This window comes from Pseudomonas sp. NPDC089758 (assembly GCF_044748705.1).
Classification (GTDB): domain Bacteria; phylum Pseudomonadota; class Gammaproteobacteria; order Pseudomonadales; family Pseudomonadaceae; genus Aquipseudomonas; species Aquipseudomonas putida_X.
In genome coordinates this window covers 1-19546 of record NZ_JBIVGN010000014.1, presented here as the reverse complement: position 1 = coordinate 19546, position 19546 = coordinate 1, and the positions used below count along the sequence as shown (strand labels likewise).

At 61.5% G+C, this 19546-nt stretch carries 15 protein-coding genes; all 15 read left to right on the top strand.

The annotated features are described in order from the left end of the window. Window positions 1-30 precede the first annotated feature (30 nt). The 15 genes from tssE (at window position 31) to ACIPZH_RS18430 (ending at window position 19540) form a co-directional block, all read left to right on the top strand. The gene (gene tssE, locus ACIPZH_RS18500) at window positions 31-513 is read left to right on the top strand and encodes a type VI secretion system baseplate subunit TssE (protein WP_400627918.1); all 483 of its coding nucleotides are present in this window, start codon (window positions 31-33) and stop codon (window positions 511-513) included. Continuing rightward, entirely contained in the window at window positions 513-2345 is a 1833-nt protein-coding gene (gene tssF / locus ACIPZH_RS18495) for a type VI secretion system baseplate subunit TssF (RefSeq protein WP_400637246.1), read from the top strand. The genes tssE and tssF overlap by 1 nt, the downstream gene beginning before the upstream one ends. Then, entirely contained in the window at window positions 2309-3379 is a 1071-nt protein-coding gene (gene tssG, locus ACIPZH_RS18490) for a type VI secretion system baseplate subunit TssG (protein WP_400627914.1), read from the top strand. Before tssF ends, tssG begins: the two co-directional genes overlap by 37 nt. Next, entirely contained in the window at window positions 3376-5973 is a 2598-nt protein-coding gene (gene tssH, locus ACIPZH_RS18485; RefSeq protein WP_400637244.1) for a type VI secretion system ATPase TssH, read from the top strand. The genes tssG and tssH overlap by 4 nt, the downstream gene beginning before the upstream one ends. An 83-nt stretch (window positions 5974-6056) precedes the next feature. Beyond that, on the top strand, window positions 6057-6782 hold the full coding sequence (tssJ, locus tag ACIPZH_RS18480; RefSeq protein WP_400627910.1) for a type VI secretion system lipoprotein TssJ: 726 nt from the start codon (window positions 6057-6059) through the stop codon (window positions 6780-6782). Next, window positions 6775-8118: a type VI secretion system baseplate subunit TssK gene (gene tssK / locus ACIPZH_RS18475; RefSeq protein WP_400627908.1), complete on the top strand. Its 1344-nt coding sequence runs from the start codon at window positions 6775-6777 to the stop codon at window positions 8116-8118. The genes tssJ and tssK overlap by 8 nt, the downstream gene beginning before the upstream one ends. Then, window positions 8115-8828, top strand: a complete 714-nt coding sequence (gene icmH, locus ACIPZH_RS18470; protein WP_400627906.1) for a type IVB secretion system protein IcmH/DotU — start codon at window positions 8115-8117, stop codon at window positions 8826-8828. Before tssK ends, icmH begins: the two co-directional genes overlap by 4 nt. Before the next feature lie 21 nt (window positions 8829-8849). Beyond that, window positions 8850-12761 (top strand): type VI secretion protein IcmF/TssM N-terminal domain-containing protein, encoded by a 3912-nt coding sequence (locus ACIPZH_RS18465; RefSeq protein WP_400637243.1) that lies wholly within the window; start codon window positions 8850-8852, stop codon window positions 12759-12761. Then, on the top strand, window positions 12761-13681 hold the full coding sequence (gene tagF, locus ACIPZH_RS18460) for a type VI secretion system-associated protein TagF (protein WP_400637242.1): 921 nt from the start codon (window positions 12761-12763) through the stop codon (window positions 13679-13681). Before ACIPZH_RS18465 ends, tagF begins: the two co-directional genes overlap by 1 nt. Continuing rightward, window positions 13681-16173, top strand: coding sequence for a type VI secretion system membrane subunit TssM (gene tssM, locus ACIPZH_RS18455; RefSeq protein WP_400637241.1), 2493 nt, complete (start codon window positions 13681-13683; stop codon window positions 16171-16173). Before tagF ends, tssM begins: the two co-directional genes overlap by 1 nt. Window positions 16174-16280: 107 nt before the next feature. Continuing rightward, complete coding sequence (locus tag ACIPZH_RS18450; RefSeq protein ID WP_400627898.1) at window positions 16281-16799, top strand: Hcp family type VI secretion system effector; 519 nt, start codon at window positions 16281-16283, stop codon at window positions 16797-16799. Window positions 16800-16897: 98 nt separating this feature from the next. Then, entirely contained in the window at window positions 16898-17989 is a 1092-nt protein-coding gene (gene tssA / locus ACIPZH_RS18445; RefSeq protein WP_400627896.1) for a type VI secretion system protein TssA, read from the top strand. 35 nt (window positions 17990-18024) lie between these two features. After that, complete coding sequence (locus ACIPZH_RS18440) at window positions 18025-18279, top strand: PAAR domain-containing protein (protein WP_400627894.1); 255 nt, start codon at window positions 18025-18027, stop codon at window positions 18277-18279. An 11-nt stretch (window positions 18280-18290) separates the two neighbouring features. After that, window positions 18291-19412: a hypothetical protein gene (locus tag ACIPZH_RS18435; RefSeq protein WP_400637239.1), complete on the top strand. Its 1122-nt coding sequence runs from the start codon at window positions 18291-18293 to the stop codon at window positions 19410-19412. After that, window positions 19412-19540 (top strand): hypothetical protein, encoded by a 129-nt coding sequence (locus tag ACIPZH_RS18430; protein WP_400627890.1) that lies wholly within the window; start codon window positions 19412-19414, stop codon window positions 19538-19540. Before ACIPZH_RS18435 ends, ACIPZH_RS18430 begins: the two co-directional genes overlap by 1 nt. The last annotated feature ends 6 nt before the right edge of the window (window positions 19541-19546 follow it).

The window sequence follows — 19546 nt, the reverse complement described above, 5'->3', positions numbered from 1 at the left end:
GATCCCAGGCCAGGAAGGCGTAGTACACCCATGAGCCGTCACTATCAGTTGGTGCCAACACTGCTGGATCGCTTGCTTGATGATGTTCCTCATCACTCAAGCGAGGCGGTCTCAAAGCGCCTGTGCTCTCTGGCCGACTACAAAGCCAGCCTGATCCGCGACCTTGAGGTGCTGGTCAATACCCGCCAGTGCCTGGTTGCCGACCGGCTCGGCAGCCACCCTCAACTGGCGGGAACCATCCTTGAGTACGGCATGCCGGACTTCACCAGCAAAGGCGTGCTCAACCCGGAGGATCGGCGGTTGATCCAGGCCCAGCTGGAGCGTGCCATCAGCGTGGGTGACAAACGTTTTCGCGCTGTACGCGTGCAATTGATGAACCAGCAGGTAGGCCACCGCATGCTGACTTTCAGAGTCGATGCCGTGCTGCAACTGCAGGACGCCACACGCCAGGTGTCCTTCGACGCGGTATTGCAGGTCAATACCCAAGAATACAAAGTGCAGAACCTCAACTGATGCTAGACGACCTGCTGCCCTATTACGAAAAGGAACTCTCGCACCTGCGCTTTCTTGGGCAGGAATTTGCGCGCGAGTATCCAAAAATCGCTTCGCGCCTGCTGATCGAGGGGGACAACTGCGAAGATCCCCACACCGAACGCCTGATCGAAGCGTTTTCCTTCCTGTCTGCACGTATCCATAAAAAACTCGATGACGAGTTTCCGGAAATCGTCGAGGCTTTTCTCGAGGTCCTGTACCCGCACTACTTGCGCCCGACGCCGGCGCTGTCGATCGCCGAATTCTCTGCTGGCAACCGGGCAGCGCTGACGACGCGCTATGACATCGCCCGCCATACCGAGATCACCTCACGCAGCGTAGATGGCGTCGCATGCCGGTTCCGCACCTGCTATCCCGTGCAACTGTGGCCTATCGTCGTGCAGGACGCCTCGTTTGCCGAGCTCGAGCGTTCAGTGTTCAACGGCCACAGCGCCGACCTGGTAGCGCACCTGAAAATTGGCCTGGCAGCTACTACCGACCTGCACTTCGGCCAGTTGGACATTCATTCGCTGCGGTTCTTTCTCGACGGCGAAAGCACGTTGATGCTGCAACTGTACGAGCTTCTGTTCAACAACCTGGCGAAAGCCACCTTGAGCTTTACAGAAAACGGCCAGCGCCGCGAAATCGGCCTGCCTGCTGACGCGTTGCAAGCAGTCGGTTTCGAGGCTGCCGATGGCCTGGTGGACTATTCTCCCCGTTCGTTCACCGGCTACCGCTTGCTGCACGACTATTTCACCTTCCCCGATAAATTCATGTTTTTCGACTTAGGTGGGCTACAGCGTTGCCTTGCGGGCCGTGACCTGCAAACGATCGAGATCAATTTCTACTTCGCCCACTACGAACTTGGCGAGCGCCTGGTGCGTCTGGCGCAGAACATCGGGCGCAACAACTTCAAACTCGGCTGCACGCCTATCATCAACCTGTTCAAGCAACAGGCCGAGCCGATCAAGCTCACGCACGCGCAGCACGAATATCCCGTCACACCGGACGTACGCCTGCAAGGCAATGCCGAAGTGGTGTCAATCGATCGCGTACAGCGCGTGCGTAAACTCGCTGGCACCGACAGAGTCAGCGAATGCAATCCTTTCTTCGAGCCCCGCGGCGAGCTGGGGCCTGAAGCCTGCTACTGGATAGGACGTCGGCAGCCATCGCGTCGCGGCAGCCAGCCGGGCACCGACATGATGATCCGTGTGGTCGACCGCGAACTGGATCTGATCGATACCAGCAGCGATACCTTGAGTATCGCCCTGACCTGCAGCAACCGAGACCTGCCCCAACTACTCAGCTATGGCGGTAGCCAGAGCGATTTCAGCCTGGATCAGGACGGCGTGGTCGACAGCATCCGCATGCTGCGCAAGCCCACGGCCACTGCCCGGGTGCCGCTGGGCGATGGCCTGAGCTGGCGGCTGGTTTCCCACCTGTCATTGAACCACTTGTCGCTGGTGTCCCAAGGCAAAGAGGTCCTGCAGGAAATGCTCAGCCTCTACAACTACCGGCGCGGGCTGGCCGTACGCAAGCAGATCGCTGGCATTCTCTCGATCAAGAGCGAACCGGTAGTCGCCCGCATCGGCCACCCGCGGCCGAACTTCGTACGCGGTGTCGGAATTACCCTGGAGCTCGACGAAAGCCAGTACATAGGCAGTGGCGTCTTCTTGTTCGGCAAGATCCTGGACCATTTTTTCGGCCTGTACTGCACCGTCAACAGCTTTACCCAACTTACCCTTCGTACCCGCCAGCGGGAAAAGAGAATCGTACAATGGCCAGCCAGAACCGGCGATCAACCCCTGGTCTGATCGACCAGGCACGCGCGGAGCCGTACCGGTTCGAGTTTTTCCAACTGGTACGGTTACTGCGCCTGCACTACAGCAGGGCGGGTCGGATTGATCCAGAAACGCGACCGCATGACGACCCGCTGCGGTTTCGCTCGCAGCTGTCGCTGAACTTTCCGGTCAGTGAAGTCAGCGAGTTGAAGTTCGAGCGGGCCGAACGCACCAATGCCAACGATCAACCGCTGTCCGAAGTGCAGGTTACCTTCATGGGCCTGGTCGGGCCGTCCGGGGTCCTGCCACGGCCTTACACCGAGATGCTGCTGAACCGTCACATTCAGCACCGCGACGATGCCGCGCATGCTTTCATGGACCTGTTCTCCCACCGGATGGTCGCGCTGTTCTACCAGGCCTGGCAAAAGTACAGGTTTCACATCGAGCACGAACGCAAAGGCACCTCCGACTTCGAGCGTTACCTGCTCAACCTGGTGGGGTTTGGCGAGCAAGCGCAAAAGCGCAAGTTCGACAAAGCAGCCCCAGGGCTGCGCTACGAACTGTTCAGCCACTTCGCAGGCCTGTTCACCCAGCGACCGCGCAACGCGCAAAACCTGCAGGCGATGCTGTGCTTCTACTTCGGCTTGAATTTCACGCTGCGCCAGTTCGCCGGGCGCTGGTTGAAGCTGGAACCAGAGCAATGCACGCGGCTGGGTCGGCAGAACACCCAGCTGGGGCAGAGCACGGTCGCCGGTAATCGCGTATGGGACTACCAGTCGTGTGTGCGTATCGAAATAGGCCCGCTGGAGCTTGCCGATTATCAACGGTTCCTGCCCGGCACCGACAACCACCGCAAGCTGGTCGAGCTGGTGCGTTTTTACCTCGGTCCCGCCCTCGATTTCGAACTGGCACCACAACTCAAGCCCGAGGCTGTTCCCGTTGCCCGCTTGGGCCGCGAAGGCGGTGTTGCGCTGGGTTGGCTGGGCTGGCTGAAGCGGCCCGGCAGCCAGGCCAAGCCTGCTCGCTGTGGCATTTTTAGTATTCCTTTTGATGGGGTCTCGCTGTGAACCTTAAGTCCTTGTTTGCCAAGCTCAACGATACCTGCCGCAGTGCCACCGAGAGCGCGGCCGCGCTGTGTCTGGCAGAGCGTCACTACGAAGTAGACATCGAACATGTATTGCTGCAACTGCTCGAAGCCGACGACAACGACCTGCGCCCCGTGCTGCGCCACTACGACGTGGTGATCGAGCGCCTGCAGTCTCAGCTGGCTCAGGCGCTTGAAGGGTTCAAGACCGGCAACACCCGCACCCCTGCCCTGTCGCCTCACATCACTCAGCTGATCGAGCGCGCCTGGGTCCTTGCCTCAATTGAGTACGGCACCCAACAGATCCGCAGTGCCTATCTGTTGCTGGCATTGCTCAACGACCCCGAGCTGCGCCGCCTGTTGCTGGCCAACGCGGTCGAGCTGGAAAAGATCAATGTGGACGACCTGCGTGCCAACCTGGCAGACCTGATCAGCGCCAGTGGCGAAGCTCAGATCACCGCGGCTCTGCCCACTGACGCCAGTGCTCAACCAACTGTGCGCTCGCCCGGCAAGACACCAGCACTGGATCAGTACACCGTAGACCTGACCCGCAGCGCCCGCGAAGGCCGGATTGATCCGGTGCTGGGTCGCGAGGCCGAGGTACGCCAGATGGTCGACATTCTCACCCGTCGCCGTCAGAACAACCCAATCCTCACTGGCGAAGCTGGCGTCGGCAAAACTGCAGTGGTTGAGGGCCTGGCCCTGCGCATTGCCCTGGGCGATGTGCCGACACCGCTCAAGGACGTCGCCATTCGTACCCTTGACCTCGGCCTGCTGCAGGCCGGCGCCGGCATCAAGGGCGAGTTCGAAAACCGCCTGAAATCGGTGATCGAGGAGACCAAACGCAGTCTCCACCCGATCATCCTGTTCATCGACGAAGCTCATACGCTCATCGGCTCCGGCGGCCAAGCCGGGCAAAACGACGCTGCCAACCTGCTCAAGCCCGCGCTCGCGCGCGGCGAGTTGCGCACCATCGCAGCCACTACCTGGGCCGAATACAAGAAGTACTTTGAGAAGGACGCCGCACTCGCCCGCCGCTTCCAGGTGGTCAAGGTGGAGGAGCCAGAAGAGGACCAGGCCATCTATATGCTCCGCGGCCTACTGAACAAGATGCAGGAGCATCACCGCGTGGCGGTGATGGACGACGCCTTGGTTCAGGCCGTGCGCCTGTCCAGCCGCTACATCACCGGCAGGCAACTGCCCGACAAGGCCGTCAGTGTGCTCGACACCGCTTGTGCCAGGGTGGCCCTGGGCCAAAGTTCGCAACCAGGGCGCCTGGAAGACTGCCTGCGCCTGGTCGAGCATCTGCAGGCTGAAATCAACCTGCTGGAGCAGGAACAGGGCAAAGGCAGTGACCATCAGCGCCGACTCGAACAGTTGCGCCAACAGATCGAAGAAGCCACTCAGCGCCAGCAGCGCCTGAACCTGCAATGGCAGCGTGAGCTGGAATTGGTAGGCCAGATCCATACCCTCAGCGAGGCCAGCGATACCGACAATCGCGTCGAGCTGGCCGAATTGCGCAACCAGCTGACTGATGTGCAAGGTGAAGAGCCATTGGTCCATGCACTGGTAGATGGCGCGACCATTGGCGAGGTCATCTCGGGCTGGACCGGTATTCCCTTGGGCAAGATGTTGCGCGACGAAATCGACACTGTGCAACGCCTGCCTCAGCTGATGGCGGAGCGCGTGCTCGGGCAGGATCATGCCCTGCACGAGATCGGCAAACGCATCAAAATTTCTCGGGCGCGCATGGAAGATCCGAATAAACCCATCGGTGTATTCCTGCTGCTCGGGCCAAGCGGCGTGGGCAAGACCGAGACAGCCCTGGCGCTGGCCGACACGCTGTATGGCGGTGAGCGCAATGTCATCACCATCAACATGTCCGAATACCAGGAGGCCCACACCGTCTCCAGCCTCAAAGGCTCGCCCCCCGGTTACGTCGGCTACGGCGAAGGCGGCGTGCTGACCGAGGCGGTGAGACGCAAGCCCTACAGTGTGGTGCTGCTCGACGAAGTGGAAAAAGCCCACCCGGACGTGCTCGAACTGTTCTTCCAGGTGTTCGACAAGGGTGTCCTGGACGATGGCGAAGGGCGTGAGATCAATTTCCGCAATACCGTGATCATCCTCACCTCCAACGTCGGTACTGACCACATCATGCGTACTTGCCTGGGTGCCGAACAGCCCCCGGCGCCGGCACAACTGGTCGAGGACCTGCGAGAGCAACTCAATACCGTATTCAAACCGGCGTTCTTGGGCCGTCTGAGCATCGTCCCCTACTACCCGGTACAGGACGCCATCCTCGAACGCATTGTAGGTCTGAAGCTTGAGCGCATCCGCCAGCGCTTCGAACGCAATCATCAAGCGCAATTGCACTTCAGCCCGGCCCTGGTACCGGCAATCGCCGCACGCTGCACCGAGGTCGACAGCGGCGCGCGCAACATCGACAACATTCTGTCGGGCAGCCTCATGCCAGAGCTGGCCGACCGTGTACTCACGCGCATGGCAGAGGATCAACCGATCAGCAACCTGCGCATCGACCTGGATGAAGCCGGTGGCTTCGCCTACAGCCTGGCGTAAGAGATGCAGTCGTGACGCAAGGACCATCAGCAGCAGCCCGCACCGTTCGGGAGCTGCCAGACCGAGATTTCAGGAGCAGTGCAATGGGCAGGTTACTGGGTGTATTGATCGTGGCGTCGGCGCTCAGCGCGTGTGGGGTCACAGACCGGGTCGGCAAGCGAGTGGACGACACGTGGGCAGGCGACATGCTGTTCAGCAGCGACGAGCAGGTGACCCTGACCGTTGATGGCGGCAACCAGCTGAACCCAGACGTAGCAGGCACGCCGCTGTCGGTGGTCACCCGTATCTATCAGCTCACTAGCCTGGAACGCTTCATCAGCAGTGACGCCGATACGCTACTGGCCAACCCGGAGCAAGCACTGGGCAACACCCTGCTCGATACCCGCGAGCTGGTTGTGTTGCCAGGCATCGGCGACATCCAGCGCTGGCCACTGACCAAGCAGGCCCGCTACGTCGCAGTGGCCGCGTTCTTCCGCGATGAAAGCGGAGGGCGCTGGAAGATGGCCTTCAACGCTGACGCCTTCCGCAAAGACGGCATCCTGTTCTCTTCCAGCGGTGGTCGAATTCTGCTGGACCGCAACGAGATTATCGCCGAGCGCGGCCAGGACGTGCTGCAGATGCCCTCCCAGCAGGAAATCGCCACGTTGCAACCCGCTCAGCCCCAGCAAGCACAACCGTCTGTTGCCCAGCAACTGCAGGCCAAAGCGCTGGACTCTGCCCAACAGGCTGCCGAAGAGGCAGCTGACAAATCCATCAAAAAATCAGTGAACAACCTATTCGACTCTTCACTGGAAGGTATCCATGAGTAAGAAAAGCCGTGTGATGTGGTCGGAGGGGATGTTCCTCCTGCCCCAGCACTTCCAGTACCAGGACGAGTTCCACCAACATCAGCTGGCCCAGGCGACCCTACGCTCGTCGCCGTTCCACTGGGGTGTTCAGGTACTGGAAGTCGACGAACAGGCCTTGAGCAGCGGTGTACTGCAGCTCAAACGCCTGCACCTGGTGTTCCCTGATGGTTCGGTATTCGATGCGCCGCAGCACGACCCGTTGCCGGCCGCCCGCGACCTCAAGGAGGTGATGCAGGGCTCTGGCCTCAAGGTGTACGCCGCCCTCAAACTGGCAGAGCCCTACAGTGCCAATTACCTTGAGGACGGAGCCGAGCGAACCGGTGCCCGCCGTTACCGCAAAGCGTTCGATACGCTGCCCGACCTCAACGAAGGTGATCTGGAAAACGAAATCACTAGCCTGCGCCTGAACGTGGTGCTGCTGGTCGATGGCGATGCGCTTGACGGCTACAGCTATTGCCCGTTGCTTCACCTGCAGCGTAACAACCTCAACGCCTTCAGCATCGACAGCCAGTTTGTCCACCCGGCATTGCACCTGGGCGCCCACGAAACCTTGCTGACTATCGCCCAGCGCCTGCTGGCTTTGCTGCACAGCAAAAGCGAGACCTTGTCCGGCCGGCGACGCGAACGCGCTGATCACATTGCCGAGTTCGGCTCCAGCGATGTCAGCCTGTTCTGGCTGCTATACACCGTCAACCGCGCTTACCCCGGTCTTGCGCACCTGCTGCAGCATCCGCAGCTGCACCCGGAACAACTGTACCGCTTCCTCGCGGAGTTGGCCGGCAGCTTGCTGACCTTCTCGCTGAACGCCCGGCTGGACGACATCCCGGCCTACGACCACCAAGACCCGGCCGCCTCGCTGATGAAGCTCGACCGGCTGGTGCGCGAACTGCTCAACAGCGTGGTGCCAAACCAGTACATCCCGATTGCGCTGGACCAGACTCGCCCCTCGTATTACGTCGGCCGCCTGAACGATCCACGCCTGGTGGACGCCGATTTCTACTTCTCGGTCCACGCCGACATGCCTGGCGCCCAAGTACTCGAACTGGTGCCCCGAGCCTTCAAGGTTGGCTCACCGGAAGACATCGAAGTGGTGGTCAACACGGCCATGCCCGGTGCCACGCTCAACCACTGCGTACGCACACCGAACGCCATTCCGGTACGCCTGGACAACCAGTACTTCGCAATCGAACCCCATGGACGTGTGTATGAACGCATGATGAGCGCCAATGCCATCGCCTTCTACGTCCCCAGTGCTTTCAAGAATCTCAAGCTCGAACTGATGGCGGTGCTCAAATGACTGTTGCCGTAATGCCAGGCGGCGTGGCCGCCACTGAACAGCCCTCGACCCTGAAGGACCTGGTAAAGGACTTCCTGACCATGGCCCTGATGATCCGCCGGGGCAACAAGGTTGTCGATGTTAAGCGCCTTCGAGCCAGTGTTGACGAGTTCTTCCCTGCGCTGGAGCGTGATGCACGCCGTGCCAACTATAGCGTCGAACAGGTCAAGGATGCCCAGTACGCATTGTGCGCCTTCCTCGACGAAAGCGTGCTGAACGCAGGCCCTAGCGAAATCCGCAACCAGATCGAAATCAATCCGCTGCAATTCCAGTACTTCGGCGTACACCTGGCTGGCCAGGGCTTCTTCGACAAGCTCGACAGCCTGCGCACCGACGTCAAACGCAACCTGGACGTGCTCGAGGTTTACCACCTGTGCCTGGCGCTAGGTTTCGAAGGCAAATACAGCCTCGAGCAGAAGGACCAGTTGCGTTACATCGCCAACACCCTGGGCCAGGACATCGCCCGCCACCGGGCACCCCGCAAGGCACTCGCCCCGCAATGGGCACTGCCCGACCAGGTGTCGCAGATGCTGCGTTACGAAGTGCCGTTGTGGCTTTACCTGGTGCTCATCGCACTGGTCTGCGGGGCGGTCTACCTGACCCTGGACTGGTTGCTGGGCAAGGAAGTCGCCGCTTTGGCGGAACAGGTCCGACGGCTGTTCGGCGTTTAATTCGGGTACGGTCAGGAAGACATGAAAGCACTACTGCGCTGTTTGAAAAATTTCTGGTTTGCCTTGGCGCTGGTCTGGGCCATTGGCTTGTTGGCCTGCTGGTTCGCACTGCCGCGCTGGCAGGTGTCGCGCGAGCAAATCTATGTGGCGATGACGCTGTTCAGCGCCGTGTGCCTGCTGCTGGTCGTGTTGCGCCAATACCGCCGCATCCGTGCAGAGCAGAACATCGAGAACCTGGTGCAACTGGAAGTTGACCGCTCGCTGGGCAGCGAAGGTGAATTCCGCGATCAACATGTGCTGCGCGAGCGCCTCAAGCACGCCATCGCCATGCTGCGCTCGGCACGCTCGGCGGGCGGTGGGGGTGCATCGGCACTGTCCGACCTGCCCTGGTACCTGGTAATCGGGATGTCGGCTTCCGGCAAGACCTCGCTGCTGACCCGCTCCGGGCTGTCCGCATCGATCGCCGGTGCACAGGCCAGTGGTTTCGACAGCGGTACCCAACACTGCGACTGGTACTTCAGCCCGGAGGCGGTGCTGATCGATACCGCCGGCCGCTACCTGCGTGACGATGCCTCGGCCAGCGAGTTCGCGTCATTCCTCAGGCTGCTGCGCAAGCAACGCAGCAAACCTGCCGTCAACGGCTTGGTGCTGGTGGTCAGCCTGCCAGAGATCATCTGCGCGACCGTTGCCGAGCGCGAAGCCATCGCCGCACGCCTGGTCAACCGCATTGACGAGTACAGCGAGTGCTTGGGCGTCAACCCGCCGCTGTACCTGATGCTCAGCAAGACCGACCTGCTGCCGGGGTTCAATCAGGCATTCGAAGGCCTGGACAATAACCAGCGTCAGCACCCTCTGGGCATGACCTTCCCGCTGGCCGACTTGCGCAGCAAGGGCTTGCGTGCAGTGGCCGAAGAACGCTTCAACCAGTTGCTGGCCAGTGTGCGCGAGCATGTAGACGCCCAACTGATCGGCGCTGGCAACACGGCCAACGTCGAGCTGCTGCAGTTCCCGAACTACTTTGCCGAGCTGTCCACGGTGCTTGGTGGCTTCCTAGAGCAGTTCGAACGCAACGCCGATGGCCGTACCCCCCCGATCGTGCGCGGTGTGTATTTCACCAGTGCACTGCAAACCGATGAGCAACTGCCGCCGGTGTATGAAGATGCACTGGGCGCGCACTACGCGCTGCAAGCGAGCGCTCGCCCGGCTGCCGGCACGCCCGCACAAAAGGTTGGCGACAAGAGCTACTTCATCACTGGTACGTTCCGCAATGTCGTGTTCCCTGACCGCAACCTGAGCCTCTATTATTCGCGCCAAGGGCGCACCCGCGCCCTCACACCGGCGCTCGCCGGAGCGGCTGCACTTGCGGGGGTCGCCCTGCTGGCGTGGGAAGGTGTGTCGTTCCACAACAACCGCCAAGTGTTTGCCAGCATCGCTGGCGAACTCAGCGAACTGGAACAGGCACCCGACCAGGCCGAGCGGCTGGCTTCGGGCCAGGCGATGGAACAGTTGCGCCGCTACCTCGGCGAATTCGAAGGTTACGACAGCGACGGTGTCCCCTTGGCCCTGGGCGCAGGGCTTTACAGTGGTAATGATCTGCTCAGCCCGCTACGCCAGGCTTACCTGCAGCAATTGCGTACCCAGGCACTTGAACCGATCGGCAAGCAACTGCAGGTGCAACTGCGCGCCCTCAACCAGTTTGCCGAGACCGTGGACCGCACCCCGCTGGCCGCACCCGGCAAACGTCCCACAGCCAAGGCAACCGCCGTCAATGCTGCACCTGCCAAGTCCGTTAAAGTGTACAAGACCCCCGCCAGTGCGCCGTTGGTGACCGGTTTTGCAGGCACTGATAGCCCGACCCTCGGCCAACTCCATTCGACAGCCACCCAGGCCGGCCAGGAAGGCCGCCGACGCGCGCTCGATGCACTGCAGGACAAGGCGCGCTCGATATCGAGCGCCGACTCCTCTGAGGACACTGCACTCACTGCGGGGCTTTCGCTGTCCGAGGACAGCCTTGGACGCCTTAGCGAGCAGCAGATAGCCTCGGTAATCGAGGCCTACAGCGCACTCAAACTGTACCTGATCCTGACCCACCCACAGGCGCACCCGGATGCCGACTTCGTCGCCACCGAGTTGCCCCGCGCCTGGGCACAGGCAGCGCAGGCGCAAGGGCTAGACATCAGCCCGGAGCTGATCGCCGCCAACAGCGCAACCTATGTACGTTACCTTGAGCAAGGCAGCGCTCCGGCACTGCGCCGCAATGAGCAGTTGGTCACCGATGCACGGCAGAGCCTGCGCTCGTTCATGATCGCCAGCTCCCTGGTCGACCGTGAATACCTGCGCCTGCAACTGGAGTCTGGCCGTCAATACCCAGCGTTGACGCTTGCCGATATGGTCCCGACCAACAGCCGCAACCAGTTGTTCTCCGCCGAATCTGTCCCTGCCTTCTACACCCGCCAGGGTTGGGAAGAATTCGTCCAGCCCGAGTTGATCAAGCTGCTGTCGGGCGAGTTGCGCAACGAAAGCGACTGGGTGCTCGATGGCGAAGGCGGCAACGGCCTGGTGCAAAAAGCCAACTTCATGCGTGAGCTGCTGGCCCGTTACAAATCTGACTACGCCGAAGCCTGGTTCACCCTGCTGCAGGGCGTTGGTGTGCGTCATTTCACCGACATGGCTAACGCCAGCGAACGCCTTACGGTCTTGAGTGACGTACAAAACTCGCCGGTCAAGAGCCTGCTCGCGGCTGTGAACCACAACACCGACTGGGACCTGCCCAAACAAGCGTCCACCTCGCCGACCAGTCCCGTCGAAGACAGTTTCTGGAGCAGCATCAAGGGCGTTTTCGCCGGCCAGGGCGCACAGGGGGCTGCTATCGTCGCCAAATTGCCTCGCGTTGACGATGCCAGTCTGGCCAAACGTTTCGAGCCGGTATCGCGGCTGTTTGCCACGCAGAACGCTGAAGGCGCCGACAGCACCGTGATGGATCGCTATCTGGCCGCGCTGCGCAAACTGAAGGTACGCCTGAGCAATATCCAGCGCTCCCAGGACGTCGGCAAGAACAGCAAACTGTTGATCAGCGAAACCCTCGAAGGCCAGCCTTCGGAGATAACCCTGGTACGCAACTACGTCGAAACCAGCGTCGATACAAGTGCCGGTAGTTTGTCCGATTCGCTGCTGCGCCTGTTCAATTCGCCCCTGCAGTACACCTGGGAAACCCTGCGGGACCCGGCCGGACAGCAGATCGCCAAAGCCTGGGCGCAGGATATCGCCCGCCCATGGCAGCAGGTCATGGCGCACCGTTATCCAATCGTCGCCAACAGCAATAACGAAGCCTCGGTCAAAGACCTGCAGCGCTTCGTCGACCCCGAAAGCGGCTTGCTGCCCGCCTTCAAACGTAACGAAATCGGCAACTTGGCCGGCGGTGAAGGCCTGGGCATGGGTACCGGTAATAGCAGCAGCCCATTGGTCAACACGAAGATGGTCGACAGCATCGACAAGGCCAGCTCGGTTGGCCAGGTCATCGCCAGCCTGTCAGACCGCGAGAACGGGTTCGAGATCATGCTGGAACCGTCAGCACGCTACACCGACATCATTTTCACTCTCGACGGCCAGGAGCAGCACTACCGCAACGGCCGCACAAGCTGGAACCGCTTCGCCTGGCCTGGCAGCAACAACGCACCGGGGGCACGCCTGGACGTGGTGACCCTCGAAGGCCAGCGCGTCACGGTGTTCGACTACCCCGGCCGCTGGGGCCTGCTGAAGATGAACGATAGCGCCCGTGTCACCGACCTGGACACCATTCAGCAGCGCTTTACCTGGCAATCGGTGGCCGGTCCGGTGAGCCTGGTCGTTCGCAACTACGGCGGGGTGAAGATGACCGACCTGGCTCAGGTCAAAGCACTGAGCGTGCTCAACGACAGCGCGCGGGTGAACTGATGATCGGTTGCTTCGGCAAAGTCCCGGCCAGCGCCGACTTCGTCAGCCTCAACGGCGCCCTGCCAGAGGTGTGCGAGTTCGACCTGTGGCTGCAGAGCGGCCTGGGCCGTATGCAGTCTCAGGCCGACTGGCGTGAGCGCTTTGACACGTTGCCGGTGTGTTTCTTCTGTTACCGCAGCCGCAACGGCCACTGGCTGCTTGGCGGCTTCATCAGCTCGCGCGACACCAGTGGCCGGCGGTACCCGTTCATGGTGTTCCAAAGCATCCGGGTGGAGCACGACGAACTGTTCGTCAGCCCGCATATTCTCTGCGAGCTGTTTGCCGGGCAGATCAAACCGTTGCTGATGCAGGCAGCACAAGGCACCGACATGACCGAACTGTTCGCCCGGATCAAGGCGATGCGCGGCTGGACCGTGCAAGACCTCGACCTTTACCGCCGTGTGCACGAAAAATTTCTGCACGATTTCAACCTGCGCGACGTCGCCCGGCCGCTGCGCCACAGTTACCCGGAGTTCGACACCCAAGCCGGCATGGCCAGCCTTTACCGTCTGCGCGCCGCCCTGCAGCAACAGCAACTCGCAGCGATCAGCCTGCCACTGCCAGCGCAGAGCGGCCTCAAACGGCCGATGGCTGACCTCTGGTGCACGTTGCTATCCCGCCTGCGCGGTACGGGGGGCATGCCCGACGTCAGCGTGCTGGTGGACGACTTCATGCGACCTGGGCTGCTGTGCTTCGTGTCGCGCGGCAGTGATGAGGTCTACCGCGTGCTGACTGGCGTTGCCGACAGCACTGAGCGCTACAACCTGCTGGACCCTTTGCCACAGCCAGCGGCAGGCGGCGCATTGGCGCTACCTGCCGATGACCTCGCCCTGAACGATTTCATAGAGCGCTTTGCCAGTGCTCGGGACGAACAGTATTGATGAACAGGCTCAAGTATTACTTCTTCAAATACCAACCGTATGTACTCGGTGTGGTGTTCTTCCTGGCCATTTTCCTGGTCTGGGCCGTCGGCGTGGCGCTGGGCTTTGCCTCGCTCTATAGCTTGCTCGCAGGTATCGGGTTGTTCGTGCTTCTGTCCGCCGCGTATGTATTGCTGATGTACCGTGGCGTGTCCAACCACCACGACCTGGAAGCGCTGCTGCGCGATGACGCCGACCAGGCCGTGCTCAACGCCAACCCGCAGGACCGCGAAGAGGTAAGCCTGCTACGTGAGCGTCTGCTGCAAAGCATCGAGCGCTTACAAGGCACGGGTAAATCCGGGGCCAACAAGGACGCCCTGTACGCCCTGCCCTGGTACTTGGTCATCGGTCAGCCGGCCTCGGGCAAGAGCACCATGCTTTACCAGTCCGGCCTCACGTTCCCTTACGCCGACCGCGAAGGCGCAAGGGTTTCCGGCCTGGGCGGTACGCGCAACTGTGATTGGTTCTTCAGCTCCGAAGCGGTCCTGCTCGACACCGCCGGGCGCTACATGGATAACCAGGAAGAGGCCGGCAAATGGCGCGCCTTCCTCGGCCTGTTGCGTCAGCACCGCCAGCGCCGGCCCCTCAACGGCCTGATAGTCGCAGTCAGCATCGAAGACATCCTGCACGCCACCGCCGAAGGCCGCGAGCGCTTGGCCAAACGCCTGCGTGAACGCATCCAGGAGGCGCACGAACTGCTGCAATTGCGCTTGCCGATCTACTTGGTTTTCACCAAGTGCGACCTGCTGCCCGGTTTCACCCATTTCTACCGTCAGCTCGACTCGTCAGCGCGCGACGAAGTCATGGGCAAGACCTTCGCCCACGAAGGTTTCGAAAAATCCGACTGGGGCACGCGCTTTAGCACTGGCCTGGACGACCTGGTCGAACACTGGCAGGCGTTGGCCGACCAGCAGATGCTGCAGCAGGACATCCAACTGACCCGTCAAGACCCGGCTGCGTACCGACTACCGCTGGAGCTCGCAGCACTCAAGCCCTTGCTCAACACCTTCGTGGCCGACCTGCTACGCGCCAACCCTTATCAGAGCGCCGAACTGCTGCGCGGGTTCTACTTCACCAGTGCTTTGGACGCCGCTGATCCAGCCGAGGGGGCGTACGCCCGCCAGGTGCGTGAACGCTTTGCCCTGGCTGCACCCGACAACGCCGCTGCCGCCAACAGCCAACCCGCGCCGCTGTTCATCGCCAGCCTGTTCCGCAAAGTGATCATCCCCGATCAGCACTTGGTGGCGCTGTACACCAGCAACCACCACGAAACCCGTCGCAAGGCGACCTGGGTGGGTGTCGCCGGGCTTGCCGGGTTGCTGCTGTGTCTGGCCTGGGGCTGGTCGTACAGCAACAACAAGGCAGCCCTCCAGTCGCTGGCAGCCAACCTGAGCGTAGCCCAACAACAGGATGCGGCAGCCAGCCAGCAATATACCGACTGGCACACACTGGACCAAATGCGTCACGCTGCAGCCGAACTGTATGCCCGCCACCACGTCGACGGCGTGCCGCTGGCCATGCGCATGGGCCTGTACACCGGCCACGCCATCGAGCCGTTCCTGCGCGAGGCGTATTTCGCCCAACTTGAAAAGGTCATGCTCAAGCCAACTGCCGATAACCTGACCCGCTCTCTGTACTTGTTGAGCAGCATCAAGATCTACCAGCGCAACGCTCCGCGCCTGGAAGCGGTGAGTGGTATCGACAGTGTCGAACCGCGCGCCCTGCCGGTGGACAACCGTGCTCAATCAGTGGCGACCTTCGGCCAGACCACCCTGGATACCTATCTGATGTTGTCCAAGGCACAGCGCGAGCAAGCCCAGCCCGCCGTGCTCAAGGCACGCATTCCCGATTACTGGTACCCGGCCATCTACAAGCAGGTGCCACACGCTGACGGGCAGTCCGCGCAAGCCGCGGGCGAGGCCGATGACTACCAGTTCGCCGGGCGCCAGATAGCCTTTTATGCCGATCAGATCCACGAGCCGGACGTACCGCGCATTCTCAACAACGCGTTCCTGATTTCCAGTTCGCGCAACTACATCAACAGCCTGCTGTCACGGTCGCTGCGCGCAATCGAAACCATCACGCTGGAGTCCGACACACTGTTCGCCTTCGGCCGCGCCGACTTCCAGAGCCTTGAGCCCGCGGGCCAACGCCAGCTCAGCAGCATTGCCAACAAGCTGCTGAACACCCCCAACGTAGGCAAGATCATCATCACTGGCCACGCCGACCAGATTGGCGACAGCCAGAGAAACCTGCAGGTCTCGCGGCAACGTGCCCAGACCATCAAGACCTACCTGGTAGGCAAAGGGCTGCCTGCAGAGCTGGTCGACGCCGTGGGCGAAGGCAGCGACAAACCATTGGTGCGCTGCAACATGCAAGCGCCGCGCGCCCAACTGATTCAGTGCCTGGAACCTAACAGGCGCGTCGAGATCGAGGTCCGGGCTCTTGATTGATGCCAGGTCTCAACACGACCCCTGCGGCATGTACGCAGGGGTCAAACTCAGGGCAGGTCCAATCGTTGGATCAAGGAAGCCCTTTACACCTATGGAGAAACTTACAGATGGCATTTGACGCATACCTCAAGATTGACGGCATCCCAGGCGAAGCACTGGATGACAAGCACAAGGACTGGATCGAAGTGCTGGGGTACCAGTACGGCGCTACCCAAGCCACTTCGGCGACTGCCAGCTCTTCGGGCGGTGCGTCGTCCGAGCGTGTCAACCTGAGCGACTTCACCATTCGCAAGTACGTGGACAAAGCCTCTGCCAAGGCTTTCGAGGCGTGCTGCAAAGGCCAGCACATCAAGGAAGTGGTGCTGAACGTAAACCGCGCCGGTGGTGACAAGGTGACCTACCTGACCATCACCTTGGAAGAAGTTGTGATCTCCTCTGTCAACTTCCTCGGCAACCTGCCGGTGGACGGCGAAGCCAAGTCCGAAAGCGACCTGCCGATGGAAGAGATCAAGTTCAACTTCTCGCGCATCAAGACCACCTACACCCAGCAGAAGCGCTCCGATGGTGCTGGCGGCGGCAAGGTCACCGGCGGCTGGGACCGTTCGCTGAACAAGGTCTACGCCTGAGCCTGACCTGAGCTGCCGCCTGTAACGGGCAGCTGGATAGAGGGTCCCGTGCCACACGGCACGGCGACCTTCCTTTTACCTTAGCGATAGAGCCGTCCATGTCCGACATTCTTGACGACCTTTCATTGTCTGCCTTGCGTGCCCCGATTGATGGCGGTGCCGGTGAGGACCTGAGCTTTTCCAGCCTGTTCGATCAGATCAAGGAGGCTCGCCGTGCCGATGCCGACTACCTGACCCAGGGCGACTGGCAAACCGACCTCAAGCAGGCCGACTGGGAGCAGGTAATTCAACTAGCCGCGGCTGGCCTCACCGAGCAGAGCAAGGACTTGATGCTGGTGGCCTGGCTCGGCGAAGGCCTGGCACACAGGAAACAGTTCCCTGGCGTTCGTTTTTCCCTGGCAGTGGCTCAAGCCCTGCTGGAAGATTTCTGGGACACGCTGTACCCGGCCCTCGACGAGGGTGTGGAGGAACGCGCGGCCCGCATCGCATGGCTTACGACCACGCTGACCCAGGTGGTGCGCACCCTGCCGATCACCCAGGGGCAGAACTACAGCCTGCACAGATATGAAGAATCGCGGCAGGTCGAAAACCTCGCCCGGCAAAACCCATCGGCAATGCACCAAGCCTTGGAAGAAGGCAAGATCAACGCCGAACTGTTCCAGCGCTCGGTGGTGCTCACTGACACCGAACATCTGCACCAACGGCATGCGCAGATCAGCGAATGCCTGGTCGCCTGCCAGCAGCTTCAGGCTGCCGTCACCAAGGTATTCGTACACGATGCGCCTAGCTTCCTCGCACTGAACGACGTGCTGGTGCACGCCCGCCAATTGGTCGAACGCTTGCTCAAGGAGCGCGGCGTCGAACTGGCTGCAGCACCAGCCACAAACGAACCCGCGCCCGAGCAACGCGTCGATGACGTCGCCCCCACTGCTGTCGCGTATGAACACCGCGCCGCCGATGCACCGCTGCGTACTGTGCCGCTCAACCGCGAAGAAGCCTTCACCCTGCTGCAGGGAGTGGCGCAGTACTTCAAGCAAGCCGAGCCCCACAGCCCGGTGCCTTACCTGGTCGAACGAGCCATCAAATGGGGCAACATGCCGCTGGAATCCTGGCTCAACGATGTGATCAAGGACAGCAGCGTGGTCGATAACATTCGCGATGTGCTCGGCACCTTGCAACCTCGTGACTGATTTGTGGTCCTAGCCGCCAGAAAAGGAGTTTCGACATGCGTCCGATCATTCTCTTGAACGACCCTACCGACCGCGGAGGGATGGTCGTGCAAGGCTCAACGTCAACGTTGGTTTACGGCCGTGCGGTCGCCCGGCTGGGTGACAAGGTGATGTGCCCGCACGGTGCTTGCGTAATCGTCAGTGGCGACACCACCACGTTGGTCGACGGTAAGCCCGTGGCCCGTCATGGCGACAAGACCGCCTGCGGCTCGAGCCTGATCGCGACCAACAGCGACACCGGAATACTCTAAGGACTGCCAGCATGTTGAAACCCTTTGCCCAGGGCCATCGCTCGCTATGGGATGTGATCGGTGAACGCCGTGAACAAGAGCAACGCCTGGCGCCCCCTCCCCGCCCCGTTGCGCACTACGACACCGCGCGCATCGGGCTGGCCGATGCCTGGCTGTGGCTACCCAACCTGACCCCGGCTGAGGCCAAGGCAGGCAAGGCGCTGGGCAAGGTCGATGCTGACTTCGAGCACGACCCACGGCTGGTCAGCCCGGCTGGGCATCGGCGCAATGTGCGGCGTATCCGCGCGGGCACCGACCGCGCTGAGGTCAGGCCGTTGCCGAGGGCGCTGCAATTGCTACAGGCCATGCTCAGACAGTGGCATGACTTCGCTACCGAGCTGGACTGGGACCAGGTTCAGGTCGTGCTGTTCGCCCCCACCGATATAGCTCCCGATCCGTGGCTCGATGCGGTGCTCGAGGTGTGGCCATTCGACTATCTGCCCGGTCATGGCTTCATTGCCCCGGAGCAAACGTTCTCCACCTGGCTGCCTTGGGCGCTGCAGAATGACTTGGAGGCCCCCAACCTCTTGTGCATCGGGCTCGACTCTTGGGCGACTATCGCCAGGGCTGGCGGCCTGACGGGTGAGCGGATGGCCGGCGAGGCCATCGCCGTGCTCGCGTTGCAACGAATCGACCTGGCCAACGTCGATAGCAATCCCCGCTGGCATATCTACCCTGCCGTCGCTCACACCCATGAGCCCCGCGCCTCACAGTCACGCAAAAGTACGGGTGGCCTGGAGCAGGTGGCCGCGGCATTGTGTGAGCGGTGTGGCCTCACAGTCGCCGAAGTGAAGGCTGTGGTCACCGACGGCCACCACGACGACTATCGCCTTGAGCATCTTTACCAGTTCCTGAGTAACTGCCTGCCCGACTGCGACCTGCAGCAGCACGTCATCGGGCATGCGCTGCTGGCGGGCGAATACGGGCACGGCATCATCGAGATGAGCGGGCTGGCGCTGGCCTTGCAGGCGGCCAACAGCCTGGAGGGGGCGGTGCTGGTGCTCGACCGGCATGCCGCGACGCAGACCCAGGGTTGGCTGCTTGGCCCATCGCAGGTAGCAGTTGCCGACCAGCAAACGAGTGAGCATTCCTGATGATGAGGTTCGCCACCAAACCCAACTGCATGGCTCAGCAACGCGCCCAAACCGAAGCACGCCTGAAAAAGATGGGCATCGCCATCGATGAAAACTACCAGGACCCGCCCATCAAGGCCCTGGAATAACCCATT